16 protein-coding genes are annotated in these 15,657 nt (G+C 70.7%); 4 read left to right on the top strand and 12 right to left on the bottom strand.

Annotated features, from left to right (window positions below):
- Positions 1 to 36: 36 nt before the first annotated feature.
- The 9 genes from HNR14_RS10210 to HNR14_RS10170 form a co-directional block, all read right to left on the bottom strand.
- Entirely contained in the window at positions 37 to 774 is a 738-nt protein-coding gene (locus HNR14_RS10210; RefSeq protein ID WP_179700948.1) for an alpha/beta fold hydrolase, read from the bottom strand.
- A gap of 19 nt (positions 775 to 793) precedes the next feature.
- A complete protein-coding gene (locus tag HNR14_RS10205) occupies positions 794 to 1,747 on the bottom strand; it encodes an alpha/beta hydrolase (RefSeq protein WP_179700947.1) in 954 nt (317 codons plus the stop codon).
- 98 nt (positions 1,748 to 1,845) lie between these two features.
- Positions 1,846 to 2,241, bottom strand: coding sequence for a sigma-70 family RNA polymerase sigma factor family protein (locus tag HNR14_RS10200; protein ID WP_179700946.1), 396 nt, complete (start codon positions 2,239 to 2,241; stop codon positions 1,846 to 1,848).
- Positions 2,207 to 3,853 carry a cytochrome b gene (locus tag HNR14_RS10195; RefSeq protein WP_179700945.1) on the bottom strand — a complete coding sequence of 549 codons (1,647 nt, stop codon included), beginning with the start codon at positions 3,851 to 3,853 and terminating at the stop codon, positions 2,207 to 2,209. Before HNR14_RS10195 ends, HNR14_RS10200 begins: the two co-directional genes overlap by 35 nt.
- Positions 3,853 to 5,193 (bottom strand): NAD(P)/FAD-dependent oxidoreductase, encoded by a 1,341-nt coding sequence (locus HNR14_RS10190; protein WP_179700944.1) that lies wholly within the window; start codon positions 5,191 to 5,193, stop codon positions 3,853 to 3,855. The genes HNR14_RS10195 and HNR14_RS10190 overlap by 1 nt, the downstream gene beginning before the upstream one ends.
- A gap of 54 nt (positions 5,194 to 5,247) precedes the next feature.
- The gene (locus HNR14_RS10185) at positions 5,248 to 6,141 is read right to left on the bottom strand and encodes an RNA polymerase sigma-70 factor (protein ID WP_179700943.1); all 894 of its coding nucleotides are present in this window, start codon (positions 6,139 to 6,141) and stop codon (positions 5,248 to 5,250) included.
- An 87-nt stretch (positions 6,142 to 6,228) separates the two neighbouring features.
- Positions 6,229 to 6,996: an SDR family oxidoreductase gene (locus HNR14_RS10180; RefSeq protein WP_179700942.1), complete on the bottom strand. Its 768-nt coding sequence runs from the start codon at positions 6,994 to 6,996 to the stop codon at positions 6,229 to 6,231.
- Positions 6,997 to 7,090: 94 nt separating this feature from the next.
- Positions 7,091 to 8,518 (bottom strand): DHA2 family efflux MFS transporter permease subunit, encoded by a 1,428-nt coding sequence (locus HNR14_RS10175; RefSeq protein WP_179700941.1) that lies wholly within the window; start codon positions 8,516 to 8,518, stop codon positions 7,091 to 7,093.
- A gap of 87 nt (positions 8,519 to 8,605) precedes the next feature.
- Entirely contained in the window at positions 8,606 to 9,061 is a 456-nt protein-coding gene (locus HNR14_RS10170) for a sigma-70 family RNA polymerase sigma factor family protein (RefSeq protein ID WP_179700940.1), read from the bottom strand.
- Positions 9,062 to 9,213: 152 nt separating this feature from the next.
- On the opposite strand from HNR14_RS10170, the gene HNR14_RS10165 reads away from it, so the two are divergent.
- Positions 9,214 to 9,981, top strand: a complete 768-nt coding sequence (locus HNR14_RS10165) for an SDR family oxidoreductase (RefSeq protein WP_179700939.1) — start codon at positions 9,214 to 9,216, stop codon at positions 9,979 to 9,981.
- A 34-nt stretch (positions 9,982 to 10,015) separates the two neighbouring features.
- Here the strand turns inward: HNR14_RS10165 and HNR14_RS10160 are convergent, their stop codons facing one another.
- A complete protein-coding gene (locus HNR14_RS10160) occupies positions 10,016 to 10,333 on the bottom strand; it encodes a PASTA domain-containing protein (RefSeq protein WP_179700938.1) in 318 nt (105 codons plus the stop codon).
- A 129-nt stretch (positions 10,334 to 10,462) separates the two neighbouring features.
- On the opposite strand from HNR14_RS10160, the gene HNR14_RS10155 reads away from it, so the two are divergent.
- The 3 genes from HNR14_RS10155 to HNR14_RS10145 all read left to right on the top strand — a co-directional run bounded on the left by HNR14_RS10155 (position 10,463) and on the right by HNR14_RS10145 (position 14,346).
- The gene (locus HNR14_RS10155; protein ID WP_179700937.1) at positions 10,463 to 12,337 is read left to right on the top strand and encodes a DUF2207 domain-containing protein; all 1,875 of its coding nucleotides are present in this window, start codon (positions 10,463 to 10,465) and stop codon (positions 12,335 to 12,337) included.
- Positions 12,338 to 12,514: 177 nt separating this feature from the next.
- Entirely contained in the window at positions 12,515 to 13,636 is a 1,122-nt protein-coding gene (locus HNR14_RS10150) for a glutathione-independent formaldehyde dehydrogenase (protein WP_343064454.1), read from the top strand.
- Positions 13,637 to 13,701: 65 nt separating this feature from the next.
- A complete protein-coding gene (locus tag HNR14_RS10145) occupies positions 13,702 to 14,346 on the top strand; it encodes a DUF1345 domain-containing protein (protein ID WP_179700935.1) in 645 nt (214 codons plus the stop codon).
- On the opposite strand, the gene HNR14_RS10140 is transcribed toward HNR14_RS10145, so the two are convergent.
- Together HNR14_RS10140 and HNR14_RS10135 are read right to left on the bottom strand one after the other, a co-directional pair.
- Entirely contained in the window at positions 14,337 to 14,690 is a 354-nt protein-coding gene (locus HNR14_RS10140; RefSeq protein WP_179700934.1) for an antibiotic biosynthesis monooxygenase family protein, read from the bottom strand. The genes HNR14_RS10145 and HNR14_RS10140 overlap by 10 nt on opposite strands.
- Complete coding sequence (locus tag HNR14_RS10135; protein ID WP_179700933.1) at positions 14,690 to 15,631, bottom strand: MerR family transcriptional regulator; 942 nt, start codon at positions 15,629 to 15,631, stop codon at positions 14,690 to 14,692. Before HNR14_RS10135 ends, HNR14_RS10140 begins: the two co-directional genes overlap by 1 nt.
- Positions 15,632 to 15,657: the final 26 nt, after the last annotated feature.

Below are 15,657 nucleotides of genomic sequence, written 5' to 3'. Positions count from 1 at the left end.
TCCCCGGTGCCATCGACACCGGGGACGCCCTCCTGCTCACGCGCTGACGCTCACCGAACCGACGGCGGCGACCGCTGCGAGGATCGTCTCGGCGACGGCGGCCGGCTGAGAGACGCTGAGCGCGTGCGACCCACCGGGGACCTCGCGGCTCAGCCGCGCCTTCGCCCGAGCGGCGCCCGCTCGATGCTCCGCGACGGGGATGTTCAGATCCCGGTCGCTGAAGACGCACCACGTGGGGATGGTCTTCCATCCCGGCTCCGCAGTCGGCAGCGGCTCCGTGAGCGCGGCCTGGGTCACCGGGCGCTGGGTGGCCGCCATGAGCGCGGCGGTGCCGTCGGGAACGTCCGCGCAGAACTGCCGATGGAAGAGCGCGGGCTGGATCACCAGCTCGACGCTCCCGTCGGCGAGCTGGCGCGGCGCGAGCGCATCGCCCAGGGTGCTGCCGGGGAACTCCGTCGACAGGTCGAACGCCGTCTGCCCGTGCTCGGGCACGAACGCATTGACGTAGACGAGCGCGCTCACGGCGTCATTCCCCGAGGACGCCTCGGAGATCACGAGACCCCCGTAGGAATGTCCGACGAGGACGACCGGGCGCCCGACCGCCGCGATGACGTCGCGGACGTACGCGGCATCCCCTGCCAGGCTCCTGAGCGGGTTGGCGACCGCGATGCACTCGAGGCCGTCCTGCTGGAGTCGTTCGATGACGCCGTTCCAGCTCGCGGACTCGGCGAACGCGCCGTGCACCAGCACGGCGGCGGGCTTCTGATCAGTCATTTCTTCGTCTCCTCGTCGTTCAGTCGTCGGTTCCGAGCGCGGTGCGCAGGATGTGGACGGCCTGCTCCACGGCCGCGGTCACCGCGGCGGACGGCCGCAGCGGGTTCAGCATCATGAAGTCGTGGATCGTGCCGTTGTAACGGACCGAGGTGGTCCGGACGCCGGCCTCGGTGAGCTTGCGCGCGTAGGCCTCGCCTTCGTCGCGCAGCACGTCGTTCTCGTCGACGATCACGAACGCCTCCGGCAGACCGGCGAGCTCCTCCAGCGTGGCGCGGAGAGGCGAGGCGGTGATCTCACCGCGCTTGCCGCCGTCCGGCAGGTAGGCATCCCAGAACCACGCCATCGCCTTGGCCGTCAGGTACGCGCCCTCGGCGAACTCGCGGTACGACGCGGTGTCCTGCGCCGCATCGGTCACGGGGTAGTACAGCGACTGGTGCACGAACGCCACGTCCCCGCGCTGCTTCGCCATGATGGCGACGGCCGCCGTCATGTTGCCGCCCACCGAGTCGCCGGCGATCGCCAGCCGGGAGACGTCCAGGCCGTGCTCGGCCCCGTGGACGGTCAGCCACTGCGCGGTCGCGTACGCCTGCTCGATCGCGACGGGGTACTGCGCCTCCGGCGACCGGTCGTACTCGACGAACGCCAGGGCCGCCCGTGCACCCACCGCCAGCTCGCGGACGAGCCGGTCGTGCGTCCCGGCGTTGCCGATGACCCAGCCGCCGCCGTGGATGTAGAGGATGACCGGCAGCCCGGCCGGAGCGCCGACGGGCCTGACGATCCGCACGCGGACGTCGCCGACCGGCGCCGGGACGGTGATCCACTTCTCCTCCACATCGAGCTTCTCGATCGGCGCGGACTGGAGGTCGTCGAGGACCTTGCGCGCACCCTCGGGCCCGAGTTCGTAGAGGAACGGAGGCGTGGACGTGGCATCGACGATGCCCTGCGCCTCCTTCTCCAGGATGGGTCTGTTCATAGCCGTACTCCTTCATGGATGAGGTTCGGAGGACGCGATCGCGTTCCCCTCGTGCAGCTATGACCGAGACGGTCGCGGATCTGTGACGCGGACGGGGGTCACTGCCAGTGCCTGAGCTTCTCCGGGTTCTCGACGATCCAGACGTCCGTGACGGCGCCGACGACGCCCGAGACCGCGACGACCGCGACCACGCGACCGGAGCGGCGCCCGACCAGCCCCGGGGCACCGTTCACCGAATGCGCCTCCCAGCTCAACGCTGACACGCTGCCGATCCGCAACGCGCGGAACAGGATGGACCACGCGATCAGCGGCTCGGCCAGGTGGGAGGGTTCGGCGACGGGCTGCTCGCCGGTGTCGACGACGACGCGCGGATGCGGACCGACGACCGCGATGAGCCGAGCGAGATCGTCCTGCTGCAGCGCGCTCAGGAACTCCTCGCACAGACGCCGCCGTTCGGCGTCAGGCAGCCCCCGCCCGTTCGGCGCTCGTCTCATGCGTTCGGTCCTCACCGGCGACCCTGCCGACTCCTTCGGGCACCACACCATTCTCCGCGTTCATCCGCCCGGCCGGCGGAGGGACGATCCGGTCGTCGACGTACGCTCGCGCGATCCGCGCTCGAAGGCGGTCCCGCCGGTGGACCCTCCCGGACTCGTCGGGGCGCGCGACGACCTCCAGCATCGGACGCGGCCCGCCGAGCAGAGGCCGTCGATCCGCCGGCACGGGCGCGTGGACCTCCACGAACTCGCCGCCGGGCAGCCGGACGATCCGACCGGTCTCGTACCCGTGGAGCAGGAGCTCGCCGTCCTTCTTCTGCAGCGCGAGGCACACGCGCCGGGTCACGACGAACGCAGCGACGGGGCCGAGTAGTGCGAGCGCCTGGAACGCATGGACGACGGCCTCCAGGCCGATGGAGAAGTGCGTGGCGACCAGGTCAGCGCTGCCGGCACCCCAGAGTGCGCCGTAGAACGCGATGGCGGCGACGCCCAGGCCCGTTCTGGTGGGTTCGTTCCGCGGCCGGTCGAGCCGCGCGTCCTCGTCGCCGGGACCGCGCACCCACTGCTCGAAGAACGGGTACAGGGCGATCGCCGCCAGGAACACACCGACCACCGCCAGCGGCACCAGGAGGGCGAGCGTCCAGGTGCGACCGAGCCACACGATCTCCCAGCCGGGCGGCACCAGTCGCAGCGCGCCGTCGAGGAACCCCGTGTACCAGTCCGGCTGGCTGCCGGCCGAGGCGTCGCCGGGGGACGACGGGCCGAACAGCCACACGGGAGCGACCGTCACGGTCGCGGCCATGAGCACGAGGATGCCGCAGACGGTCGCGAACAGGCCGCCGGCCCGCACCGCGGCGTTCGGATACGCCGGCACCCCGACCTCGCCCGGATACAGCGAAGGCGTGTCCCGGTACGCGACGCGGGCGCGCACCGCCAGAAGGACGAGAAGGAGGACCGGGACCACCGCGATGTGGATGGGGTAGAGGTTCTCGATGATCCGTCCGGGGAACTCGCCGCCGAAGATCAGCCACGACAGCCACGTGCCGGCGACCGGGATCCCGGAGAGGATGCCCTGGAAGATGCGCAGTCCGGTCCCGGAGAGCATGTCGTCCGGGAGCGCGTAGCCGCTCCATCCCCCCGCCAGCGCCACGACGAACAGTCCGAAGAGCAACAGCCAGGACCCGCGGCGACGCCGGAAGGCGCCGGTGAAGAACGTCACCGCGAGCTGCAGCATGATCGCGGCGGGGAGCAGCAGCGCTGCCCAGTGGTGAGCCTGACGGACGAGCAGACCGCCGGGGATCTGGAACGACGTGCGCAGGATGGACGCGTATGCGGCCGACACCTGCCGCCCGTCGAGCGGGGCGTACGGACCGTCGTAGGCGACGCGCTGACTCGACGGCGCGTACCAGAACATCAGCAGGATGCCGGTGACGAACAGCACGACGACGCAGGCGAGCGCGACCACGCCGAAGAGGTTCGACCAGCGCAGCGAGACACGACGACCCGCGAGCTCGGAGCGGGCAGCGGCGAGCCGGCGACCCGCCGACGACGTGCGTACCGCGCGGGCGAACGTCTCGGTCAGCGACCGCCGAGACCTCCGATCGGCGGGCATCAGGCGCTCTCCGTGTGCGAGGCGACGACGGGCGCGCTGCCGTCGAGGAACGCCCGCCGCGGGTGCTGCACCGACACGAGGGAGACGATGTCGCGGCCGAAGACGGCCGCACTCGCCCAGACGAGCAGGATCCGGACCTTGCGCTCCCAGGTCGGGACGGCGAGGACGTGGTAGCCGCGGTGCATGATCCAGGCGAGGAAGCCGGTGATGACCAGCCCGCGCCACTGGAAGATGCCCCGCCCCAGTCCCAGCGTCGCGACCACGCCCAGGCTGTGATGCACGTAGTCCCTGGGTCGCTCACCGCGCAGATCGGCAGCGATGTTCTTCGCCAGCAATCGCCCCTGCCGCACGGCGTGCTGCGCATTCGGGACGGTGAGGGCGCCGTCGACGGGAGACGCCAGATCGGGGACGGCCGCGTCGTCGCCGGCTGCCCACGCGTCCGGCACCGGCGCATCGGGTGTTCCCACCCGGAGGTCGGGTCGAACGACGAGCGACCCCCGCGCGGTCACCGGAAGGTCGGTGCGGTTCGCGACGACGGGGTTGGCCCCGTTGCCGGCCGTCCACACGATGGTGTGGGAGTCGAACTCCTCACCGGTCGAGAGGACGACATGTCCGCCTTCGGCCGACAGCAGCTGCGCCCCCAAGTGGATGCGCGCGCCGCGTTCGGTGAGCGACCGCACCACCCAGGATCCCGGGCGGTCGGTCACCTCGGGCAGGATCCGCTCCCGCGCCTCGACGAGATGGAAGGAGAGGTCCGAGAAGCGCAGCTCCGGGTACGAGCGCAGCAGGGCGGTCGCCAGCGAGAGCAGCTCGGCGAAGCCCTCCACTCCCGAGAACCCTCCACCGACGAAGGTGACCGTGAGCAGCCGGGCGCGCTCCGCACCGGCGGCCAGCTCCGCGGCCCGGTCGAACGCGTCGAGCAGGCGGTCCCGGATGGCGACGGCCTCCTCGACGTGCTTCATGCCGATGGCGCTCTCCACCACGCCGGGAATCGGGAAGGTCCGGGTCACGGCGCCGGCGGTCACCACGATCGTGTCGTATCCGAGCGCGAACTCCTCGCCGTCCTCCGGCAGCACGGTCACGGATCGGCCCGCGTGGTCGATGCGCGTGACCCTCCCGTGGATAAGCCGGGTGCGGCGCAGATGACTGCGCAGTGAGATCGCGGCGTGACGCGCCTCGATCGAGCCGGCGGCGACCTCCGGCAAGAAGGGCTGATAAGTCATGTACGGGCGCGGATCGACCACCACGATCTCCGCCTCACCCGCCCGGAGTCTCTTCTCCAGGCCCCAGGCCGTGTAGAAACCGGCGTATCCGCCACCAACGACGAGGATCCGACGCATTACGAACCTCCTGTCCTCACTAGCTATGACCGGACAGGAGGTCGTTTTGTGACATCAGGCGGCGGGAAGGTGCTCCAGCTTCTCGGGATTCAGCACCCAGAACAGGCGGTCGATGCCGTCGTCGCCGACCTCGACGGTGACGAACGCGAACACCGCGCCGTCGCGCGTGGCCACGATGGCGGGTTCGCCGTTGACCTCCGCGAGGTGCATGGCCGATCCGTCCCAGAACCGCGACGCGAAAGCGTGGATGTACTTCGCGACGGTGCTCCCGCCGACGACCGGGATGCGGGTGGCGCGGACGATTCCGCCACCATCGGACAGCGAGACCACGTCGGCGGTGAACAGCTTCTCGAGCGCCACCATGTCACCTCGCTCGGCCGCCGCCATGAACGCCGACAGAAGACGCGTCCGCTCCTCGTCGGTGACGGCACGCGACCGCCGCTCCGCCGCGAGATGCTTGCGCGCCCTGCTGACCAGCTGGCGCGCGGACTGCTCGCTCGTCTCGACGATCCGGCCGATCTGCGCGTACGGATAGTCGAACGCCTCACGCAGCACGTACGCCGCGCGCTCCGCCGGGGACAGCTTCTCGAGCAGCACGAGCACCGCGAAGCCCAGTGCTTCGCCGCGCTCGGCACCCAGGGTCGGGTCCTGGGAGGTGTCGACCGGCTCCGGTAGCCACGGCCCGATGTAGGTCTCGCGCTGGACGCGCGCCGATCGCAACGCGTTCATGGCGAGTCGGGTCGCGGCCGTGGCGAGGAACGCGGCGGGTTCACGCACGGACGCCCGGTCGTACGCCTGCCAGCGCAGCCAGGTGTCCTGGACGATGTCCTCCGCGTCCGCCACCGTGCCGAGCATCCGGTAGGCGATCCCGAACAGCCTCGGGCGGACCGCGGCGAACACCTCAGCCGCTGTCGCGAGGTCTTCATCCCCTGCAGCCGGTTCGGACATGGGACCGATGCTACCTCCTGGTGCGGGATGTCGGGGTGGCCGTACAGCCCGCACCAGGATCAGCCGTCCTCCCGGTCAGGCCGGGAATCAGACGTCCGAATCGCGACGGCTCCACGCGTCGAGGGATGTCTCGCCGCGGAGCTGGGTCGTCGCACGAGCGTCGTGCCCGGGCATGAGCGACTCGTCGGTGACGGTGCCTCCGAAATAGCCCGCCGACTCGTCGGCGACGATCTCGCGGCCGTCCCCCCGAGCGCCCAGGATCACCCTCGCGGCGTCGGCGAGCCTGACCGGACCCGGCCCCGCGAGCTCGGCGATCGCGTTGCTCGGCACGGCGACCGCGAGGGCGGCGAGCGCGCCGGAGACGTCCGCAGCGGCGATCGGCTGCATGAGCACAGGCGACAGAGTGATCGTGCCGCCGGACGCCCCACCCTCCGCGAGGGCGGGGATGAACTCGAAGAACTGCGTCGCGCGGACGATCGAGTACGGGATCCCGCTGCCGGTCACGATGTCCTCCTGCGCGACCTTGGCGCGCATGTAGCCGATGTCGGGCATCCGGTCGGCGCCGACGATGGACAGGACGACGTGGTGGCCCACGCCCGCGCGGCGCTCGGCGTCGACGAGCGTCTGCGTGCTGCGCTCGAAGAACTCCCTGACCGGGCCGTCGTCGAACGACGGCGCGTTCGGCACGTCGACGACGACGTCGGCGCCCTCCAGCGCCGCGTCCACTCCCGCCCCGGTCACGGTGTCGACACCGGTCGACGGGGACGCGGGAATCACCTCGTGCCCCGCCTGCCGGAGGAGTTCGACGAGCGGACGGCCGATCAGGCCGGTGCCCCCGATGACGACGATCTTCATGCGTATCCCTTCGTTGATGCGGCACGCGTTCGAGCCGCTGCCAGCTCAGACACATCACGACGCCCCGCTGTGACCGATCGCGCGCAGAAACCTGTCACGACGTCGCCGACGGCGTCGCGGGGAGCGGGGCGTGACCTGACCCTGCGCCGGCCGTGGCGACGGGTACCGGCCGGGGATCGCGGATCCACACGCCGGAGACGACCGCCCCGGCGAAGAGGGCGACCGCCGCCGCGAGGACGAGCGTGTGGAATCCGTGAAGCTGGATCGTCGCTCCGCCCACAGAGCCGGCCAGCGCGACCGCCACCAGTCCGGCCACCCGCGACACGGCGTTGTTCACCGCCGAGGCGATCCCGGCGCGGCCTGCGTCGACGGCGCCGAGGACGGTAGCGGTCAACGGCGCGACGGTGATGGCCATCCCGATCCCGAACGCGCAAACAGCGGGCAGGACTTCGGTGAGGTAGTCGGCGGTCGCGGTGATCCTCAGCATCAGGAGGAATCCGGCACCCGTGACGGCCGGACCGATCGTCATCAGCAGCCGGGGGCCGACCCTGCCGCTCAACCGGCCGAAGACCGCCGCGAGCGCGATGAGGAGGACGCTCGACGGCACCATGGCGAAGCCGGCCGCAGTGGCGCTGTACCCCGCGCCCTGCTGCAGGAAGAGCGCGAGCGCGAAGGTTCCGACGGCGACTCCCCCGTAGATGAACGCGGTCGCGACGTTGCCCACCGAGAAGTCGCGCTCTCGGAAGATGGCGAGAGGGAGCAACGGGGTGGCGACCCGGCGCTCCCAGAGGAGGAAGGCGACGAGGCCCGCGACGCCGAGCGCGAGCGCGCCCAGGATGACCGGCGACCCCCAGCCGAAACGGCCGCTCTCGATCAGCGCGAAGACGGGCAGTCCGAGACCGAGGATGCCCAAGAGGGCGCCGATCCAGTCGACGCGCGCATTCGTCGTCCGCACCGCGTCCGAGGGCAGCGCACGCACGAGGAGCAGCGCCACGGCGATCGGCAGGAGGTTGATCGCGAAGACCCAGCGCCACGAGAGAGTGTCGACGAGCACACCTCCGAGGACCGGCCCGGCGATGCTCGCCAGGCTCGTGATCGCGGTCCACACGCCGATGGCCCGCGCCTGCGCCGAGCCCTGGAATGCGCTCAGGATCAGTGCGAGCGAGCTGGGCACGAGCAATGCTCCCGCGACTCCCTGCACCCCTCGGGCGAGGATCAGGACCGCGGCGGTCGGAGCGACGGCGCACGCCACCGACGCGACCCCGAAGCCGACGAGGCCCCAGAGGAGTACGCGCTTGCGGCCGAAGAGGTCGGAGAGCGATCCCGCGAGCAGGATCACGGAACCGAGCGTCAGCAGGTAGGCGTCGATGACCCACTGCTGCGCCGCGAGGCCGCCGCCGAGCTCGCGCCCGATCGCCGGCAGCGCGACGTTGACGACGCTCCCGTCCAGAAAGGCGATGAACGTCGCCAGCACGGCGACCCCCAGGACGGTGCGTTGCAGTCGGGTGTTCCCGTTGGTCATGGCTCCTCCTCCGATCGTGCGAGGTCGTCTCGCTCGCCTGCTCTGACCGGACAGCTCCCGCCGCTGTGACGGCCTCGGCGCGTTCCGCTACGCGTGGACGGTGTTCCAGTGCCTCAGCGCCGTGGGTTCGAGCCTGATCCAGATCACGGTGACGAGCCGGCCGGTGAAATCGACGGCGATGCACGCGGTCGGGATTCCGGCGCGGGAGATGATCAGCCCCGCCTGGCCATTGACCGACCGCTCTTCGACCAGGTCGTCGGATCTTCGGGCGAACCCGTGCTCGAGGACGAACCGGGCGTCCTCGAAGCCACGGACGACGCGGACGCCCGACGGCTCGCCCGAGCCGGAGTCGACGACGACCGAGACGTCCGGCGCGACGAGTGCCTGCAACCGGTCCCGGTCGCCTGACTCCGCTGCCGCGTACAGCCGGCGCACGGCCCGGTAGTGGAGCGGACCCGCCAGCCACTCCCAGAGGAGCCACCAGCACCGCGCGAGAACCGGGCGGACCGACCGCCGGTCATCCCCTCGAGTGATCTCGGACATTTCGAACGCCTCCATCCGGCGTGACGTACCGCCGCTACAACTCAGACCGATCGGGGAGCGATTCTGTGACGACCTGTCACAGATGGGAGGTCTGGCCGGTCAGAGCTTCCGCCGGCGCACTCCGCGCCGGGAAGACAGGATGAGAGGCCAGCATGTCCAGAATCGTCGTCATCGGAGGCACGGGGCTGATCGGCTCCAAAGTCGTGAAGAAGCTCCTCGAGCACGGCCACGAAGCCGTCGCCGCCTCCCCGAACTCGGGCGTCGACACCATCACGGGTGACGGTCTCGAGCACGCACTCCAGGGGGCGTCGACCGTGCTCGACGTCTCCAACTCGCCGTCGTTCGCGGACGAGGACGTCATGACGTTCTTCACCACCGCGACCACGAACATCGTCGACGCGGCCAGGAAGGCGGGCGTCGGGCACTACGTCGCCCTCTCCGTCGTCGGCTCCGACCGCATGACCGACAGCGGGTACATGCGGGCCAAGGTCGCCCAGGAGAAGCTGATCGCCGCGAGCGGCATCCCCTACTCGATCGTGCACGCCACCCAGTTCTTCGAGTTCGTGACCAGCATCGCCGCCTCCGCGACGGTCGGCGACGAGGTGCACCTGTCGCACGCGCAGATCCGGCCGATGGCGGCCGAGGACGTCGCCACGGCCGTGGCGAAGGTCACCGCCCACGAGCCGCTCAACACGGTGATCGAGGTCGCGGGTCCGGAGCAGTTCGGCCTCGACGACCTGATCCGCACCGGTCTCGCCTTCCGCGGCGACCCCCGGACGGTCGTCGCCGACCCCGATGCCCGCTACTTCGGCGAGCGCCTCACCGACGACATGCTGCTCCCCGGGCCCGACGCGACGGTCTTCGAGACACGGTTCGAGGAGTGGCTGCCCCTGAACCCGCCGCCGGCAGCCCGGTCGTGACGCTCGACCGTTCGCCGAGGTCGGCGATCCCGGCCTACCCGGCGCCCAGCGTGAGCGTGACCGTCCGCCCCGCCGCGACCTTCGCCCCGCCCTCCGGCTTCTGCGACACGATGAGCCGCGTGGGCGAGGCGGTCGCGGGTTCGCCGTGCCCGCCCAGCACCGCCACGCGGTAGCCGGCATTGCGGAGGAGTTCGACGCCCTTGTCGGCGGGCTTGCCGACCACATCGAGCAGGGCGGGAGCCGCGCTGTCCGACGACGACGGGGGCACGGTCTCGCACGCCGTGAGACCGCCGAGGGTCAGCGCGACGGCGGCGCATGCCCCGAGCGCGCGGAGACGGCCGCGAGCGATCATGCCTGCATGAAACGTCGGGAACCCCCGAGGGTCAACCCGTCACCCGCCGTGTCAGGATGGGAGGCGTGCTGCCGGGCGGGCCGGCGGCCGAGACGAACCGTCCGGCGAGGGCGGAGGACGGCGGGGCAGGTGGGAGTCCGCGTTCGAGACTGGCGGCTGCGTGGGTGGGCCGGGCGGCTGGCCGCGACGGCCGTCGCCGTCGCGCTGGGCTCGCTGATCGCGGCGGGAGGCGCCCCGAGCGCAAGCGCTGCGCCCGCGGCGGCGCCCGCTCCGGCCGCCGTCCCCTCCGGCGTCGACGACTTCTCGTTCGCGAGCTTCGACGGGGACTACCGGCTCGGCCGCGACGCCGAGGGGCACTCCACCCTCACCACCGTCGAGACCCTGGTGGCGCGCTTCCCGGAGACCGACCAGAACCACGGCATCCGGCGCGAGCTGGTCGAGGAGTACGACGGGCAGCCGACGGACCTGACGGTCGTGTCGGTGACCGACGAGAACGGCACCCCGCGCGCATACACGAGCGACTCCGACGACGGGATCCTCTCGCTGACGATCGCCGCGAAGGGCTACGTGCACGGCGACCAGACCTACGTCATCACCTACCGGCAGACGAACGTCACGCGTTACTTCTCCAACACGGACGACGACGAGTTCTACTGGGATGCGAACGGCACCGCCTGGGCGCAGCCCTTCGACCGGGTGACGGCGACCGTGCACCTCGGCTCCGGCCTGGCCGCGGCGCTGCAGGGCACCCCGTCCGCGTATCGCGGCGTCCAGGGCTCCACGCAGCCCGCGACGGTCGAGCGGACGGGCGACGGGTTCCGCTTCAGCGCCGACCGGCTCGGCGCGGGCGAGAACCTGACGTTCGCGATCGGCTTCGCCCCCAGCACCTTCACGGCGCGCGCCGACGGACTGTTCGACACGGGATGGGGATACGCGGCTCTTGCCGGATTCCTCCTCAGCGTCGCGACGTTCATCGCCGCCATCGTCGTGCGGGTGCGCCTGCTGCGCGACGCTCCGGGGCGCGGCACGATCATCCCGGAGTACGTCCCGCCGAAGGAAGGACTGCTGCTCGCGGCCGACCTGACCCGCCGCACCACGAAGGCGGTCGCCGCGCAGACCCTCGATCTCGCGGTGTCGGGCCGGGTGCGTGTGCTGCAGTCCACCGGATTCCTCGGCCGCGCCACCTACACGCTGGAGTTCATCTCGACGGAGGCGACCGGTCGACAGGCGCTGCGCGACCCGCATCCGACGACCGACGAGCTGCAGTTCCTGCGGGCCCTGTTCGGCGACGAGCTCGTGCCGGGCACGACGCTCGAGCTCGGGTCGACCAACTCGCGCGTCGCACGCGCGATCTCCGCGCTGCTGAAACGCGTGCACACGGACGCGACCCGTTACGGCTACCGCACCTCCGGACCGCGCGGTCCCGTCCGCACGGTGTTCTTCACCGCGCTGGGCGCGGCGGTGCTCGCCGTGCTCGGCTCGGTGATGTGCATCGTCGGCGTCTTCGGAGGCGCGTGGATCATCCTGACCTTCCTCGGGTCGATCGTCCTGTTCGTCACCACCGCCGTCCTGCTGTCGCGCTCACCGCTGACCGCGACCGGCACCGCCCTCCGCGAATACGTGGACGGCCTGCGGATGTACGTGCACCTCGCCGAGGCCGACCGCATCCGCTACCTGCAGTCGCCGCAGGGGGCGGAGCGCGTGCCCGTCGCCGTGGGCGATCCGCGCGAGATGCTGAACCTCACCGAGCGCCTCCTCCCCTGGGCCGTGCTGTTCGGGGACGAGAAGGAGTGGCTGGCCGAGCTCGGACGGTTCTACGAGCAGACCGGGCAGTCGCCGACCTGGTACGCCGGCCAGACCGCCTTCAACGTCGCGGTGCTCTCCCAGGTGGTCAGCGGCATCTCCTCCAGCACGACCATCGCGAGCAGCTCCTCCTCCGGCGGCACCGGAGGCGGCGGGTTCTCCGGCGGCGGAGGGGGCGGCGGAGGCGGCGGGGGCGTCTAGGCCGCCCTGTGGTGCCCGATCCGAGACTCGCCCCTTGTGCACTGCCGTATTCCGCCTAGCGTTGGGCCCACAGCAGAGCGACGCCCGTTGAACGGGATGGCTGAGCGCCGGCATCTGTCGATAGCGATTGATGGAGGCACGAAAATGAAAGCCGTAGTGTACGAAGGACCGCGCAGCGTGAGCGTCAACGACGTTCCGGATGCGCGGATCGAGAGCCCGACCGACGTCCTGGTGCAGATCACCACCACGAACATCTGCGGGTCGGACCTGCACATGTACGAGGGCAGGACCGACTTCGAGACCGGCCGCTGGTTCGGCCATGAGAACCTGGGCCAGGTCATCGAGGTCGGCGACGGCGTCGACAAGATCCGGGTCGGCGACTACGTCGTCCTCCCCTTCAACGTGGCGTGCGGGCACTGCAAGAACTGCGAACGCGGGCTGACCAACTACTGTCTGACCGCGCAACCGAACAAGGAATGGGCCGGCGCTGCGTACGGGTTCGCGGACATGGGTCCATGGGCCGGCGGCCAGGCCGAACTGCTGCGCGTCCCCTGGGGCGACTTCAACTGCCTGCGGCTCGGGGAGGATGCGGAGGAGAGGCAGAACGATTACGTGATGCTGGCCGACATCTTCCCGACCGGCTACCACGCCACCGAGATGGCGAACGTCAAACCCGGCGACCAGACGGTGATCTACGGCGCAGGCCCGGTCGGCTGCATGGCCGCCTACTCGGCGATCCTCAAGGGCGCGAGCAAGGTCATGGTCGTCGACCGACACCCCGACCGCCTGAAGAAGATCGAAGAGATCGGCGCCATCGCCATCGACGACTCGGCGGTCGACCCGGTCGAGGCCGTCAACGATATGACGATGGGACTCGGCGCGGACAACGGATGCGAGTGCGTCGGCTACCAGGCGCACGACCCGGACGGGAACGAGCACGCGAACCTGACGCTGAACCGGCTGGTCCAGTCGGTGCGGTTCACCGGCGAGATCGGGGTGGTCGGGGTCTTCATCCCGCAAGACCCGGGGGCGGCCGACGAGCTGGCCAAGCAGGGCGAGGTCGCCTTCGATTTCGGCGAGTTCTGGTTCCGCGGTCAGAAGCTGGGGAGCGGACAGGCCCCGGTCAAGAAGTACAACCGGCGCCTGCGCGACCTCATCGCGGGCGACAAGGCGAAGCCGTCCTGGGTCGTGAGCCACGAGCTCTCCCTGAACGAGGCGCCGGAGGCCTACGAGCACTTCGACAACCGCGACGACGGGTGGACGAAGGTCGTACTGCACCCGGCAGGCGCAGCGGCCTGACTCCGACGTGACCGGCGACGGTGCCCGCTCTCCGCGGGCACCCCTGCCGCGTCGGAGGAGGATCCATGGCCGATCGTCGCATTCTGTCCGCCCGCCGCGCCCTCGTGTGCGTCGCGGTGGGCGCCGTGACCGGGACGGTGGTGGCGCTGACGGTGGCGCCCCGCCTCGGCCCCCTCGTCGGCTGGTGCACGGCCGGGTCCGTCGCACTCGCGTGGGTGTGGCGGATCTGCTGGCCGCAGGACCAGCACGGGACGGAGCGCCTGGCGCGCGAAGAGTCCTCCACCCGCGTGACCGACGACGCCATCATCGCCGCCTGCCTCGCCAGCATCGCCGCCGTGGTGGTCTCCGTTGTCCAGTCCAGCGACCGGAGCGGCGACCCGGTCTCCATCGCCCTGGTGATCCTCGGCGTGCTCGGGACCATGGTGGCGTGGGCGCTGGTGAACACCGTCTACGCATTCAAGTACGCCCGGATGTACTACGTCGACCACCACGAGGGCGGATTCGGCTTCAACCAGCCATCCACTCCGACCTACAGCGACTTCGCCTACCTCGCCTTCACCATCGGGATGTCCTACGGCGTCTCGGAGGTCGAGCCGAACGCCACCGGGACCCGGCGCAAGGCGCTGCTCCACGCCCTCCTGTCGTACTTCTTCGGCACCGTCCTGATCGCCGTCGCGATCAACCTGGTGACGGGCCTCGGTCACGGCTGAAGGGAGGCCGGGCCGTCCTGCAGTCTGGTCGGGGCGTGCTCGAGGCCGAGCCCGGGCTGCCCGTAGGCGCCGATCACCTCGCCGATCACGATGCGATAGGCGCCGATCCAGCGTTCGTGCAGGCGTTTGGCCTCCCGGTGGGTGTCCATGCCGATGAGCTGCTGGAGGGCCTCCCGGCTGTCCCAGTAGTACACCTCGGAGTGGAGGCCGGACTCGTCGTTGGTCCACGACTCCTCTCCCAGGAATCCGGGGATGGCGCGGGCCCGCTCGGCGATCTCGTCGTTGAGACGATGGAACTCGTCGTCGTACGGCTTGGCCTCGAAGATGAAGGTGGAGGTGAACATCAGGCCGGGTTGTCCTGCAGCCAGGTGAGGACCTGCTGGGCGTGGGTGTTCGGCGGGAAGATCGGGTAGAAGGCGTGCTCGATGACGCCGTCGCGGATGACGAGCGTCAGCCGCGCGTACAGGCGGTCGTGGCCCTCGGCCGCGAACGTCGGCAGGCCGAGCGCATCCCCGAGCCGGAAGTCCTCGTCCGAGAGCATCGTGAACGGGAGCCGCAGGCGGTCGACGACCTCGGCCTGATAGTCGGTGGGCTGACTGGAGAATCCATAGACCGCGCTGACGCCGGCCGCGGTGAGCTCGTCGTGATGGTCGCGGAAGTCGCACGCCTCGGTGGAGCAGCCCCGCGCGCCGGGGATGGCATCCCAGCCGTCGGGGAGGTCGACGCCCGGGCGCCCGGTGAGGGGGTACAGGTAGATCACAGTGCGGCCGCTGCCGAGCCCGGCGAGATCGACGACCCGGCCGTCGGTGGCGGTGAAGGCGATCGCCGGCGCCGGCGTGCCGGGGAGGTGGTCGGCCGCACCGTCGTCCTCGGGGACGGGAAGTCCGGTGGGAAGCGTGGTGTAGTCGGTCATGGTGGTCTCCTTCTCGAAAGTCCGGGATGCGCCCTCGTCCAGCCTGCGGACGAGTTCGGCGCGGCGCGTCTGGAGGGTGGCGACGATGCGATCGATCTCGGCGATGCTGTCGCGGTAGGCGGCGAGCGAGGACACGCACTCGTCGCCGTGCTCGTGCCCGAGCTCCAGGCACTCCAGGAACGGGACCGTCTTCCTGGCCGTGATCCCGGTCGACGCCAACTCGCGGATCTCCACGACCGCCCTGAGGTGGCCGTCGTCGTACTCGCGATAGCCGTTCGCCGCGCGCGCCGGCTGCACGAGGCCGAGGCGCTCGTAGTAGCGCACCGCCTTGGTCGAGACGCCGGCCCGCTGCGCCAGTTCGCCGATCCTCATCCGTACCTCCGAGAAGAACGGTAGAC

It is taken from the genome of Leifsonia naganoensis, assembly GCF_013410615.1.
Taxonomy (GTDB): Bacteria; Actinomycetota; Actinomycetes; order Actinomycetales; family Microbacteriaceae; genus Leifsonia; species Leifsonia aquatica.
The sequence above is the reverse complement of the archived record's forward strand: the minus strand, read 5'-3'. Positions and strand labels throughout refer to the sequence as shown.

Bases quoted from the DNA above. Each gene is read 5' to 3' on its own strand.
- HNR14_RS10185 (WP_179700943.1), bottom strand. From the start codon at position 6,141: ATGTCCGAACCGGCTGCAGGGGATGAAGACCTCGCGACAGCGGCTGAG.
- HNR14_RS10165 (WP_179700939.1), top strand. From the start codon at position 9,214: ATGTCCAGAATCGTCGTCATCGGAGGCACGGGGCTGATCGGCTCCAAA.
- HNR14_RS10175 (WP_179700941.1), bottom strand. From the start codon at position 8,518: ATGACCAACGGGAACACCCGACTGCAACGCACCGTCCTGGGGGTCGCC.
- HNR14_RS10190 (WP_179700944.1), bottom strand. From the start codon at position 5,193: ATGCGTCGGATCCTCGTCGTTGGTGGCGGATACGCCGGTTTCTACACG.
- HNR14_RS10210 (WP_179700948.1), bottom strand. From the start codon at position 774: ATGACTGATCAGAAGCCCGCCGCCGTGCTGGTGCACGGCGCGTTCGCC.
- HNR14_RS10180 (WP_179700942.1), bottom strand. From the start codon at position 6,996: ATGAAGATCGTCGTCATCGGGGGCACCGGCCTGATCGGCCGTCCGCTC.
- HNR14_RS10145 (WP_179700935.1), top strand. From the start codon at position 13,702: ATGGCCGATCGTCGCATTCTGTCCGCCCGCCGCGCCCTCGTGTGCGTC.
- HNR14_RS10170 (WP_179700940.1), bottom strand. From the start codon at position 9,061: ATGTCCGAGATCACTCGAGGGGATGACCGGCGGTCGGTCCGCCCGGTT.
- HNR14_RS10135 (WP_179700933.1), bottom strand. From the start codon at position 15,631: ATGAGGATCGGCGAACTGGCGCAGCGGGCCGGCGTCTCGACCAAGGCG.
- HNR14_RS10205 (WP_179700947.1), bottom strand. From the start codon at position 1,747: ATGAACAGACCCATCCTGGAGAAGGAGGCGCAGGGCATCGTCGATGCC.
- HNR14_RS10160 (WP_179700938.1), bottom strand. From the start codon at position 10,333: ATGATCGCTCGCGGCCGTCTCCGCGCGCTCGGGGCATGCGCCGCCGTC.
- HNR14_RS10195 (WP_179700945.1), bottom strand. From the start codon at position 3,853: ATGCCCGCCGATCGGAGGTCTCGGCGGTCGCTGACCGAGACGTTCGCC.
- HNR14_RS10140 (WP_179700934.1), bottom strand. From the start codon at position 14,690: ATGTTCACCTCCACCTTCATCTTCGAGGCCAAGCCGTACGACGACGAG.
- HNR14_RS10200 (WP_179700946.1), bottom strand. From the start codon at position 2,241: ATGAGACGAGCGCCGAACGGGCGGGGGCTGCCTGACGCCGAACGGCGG.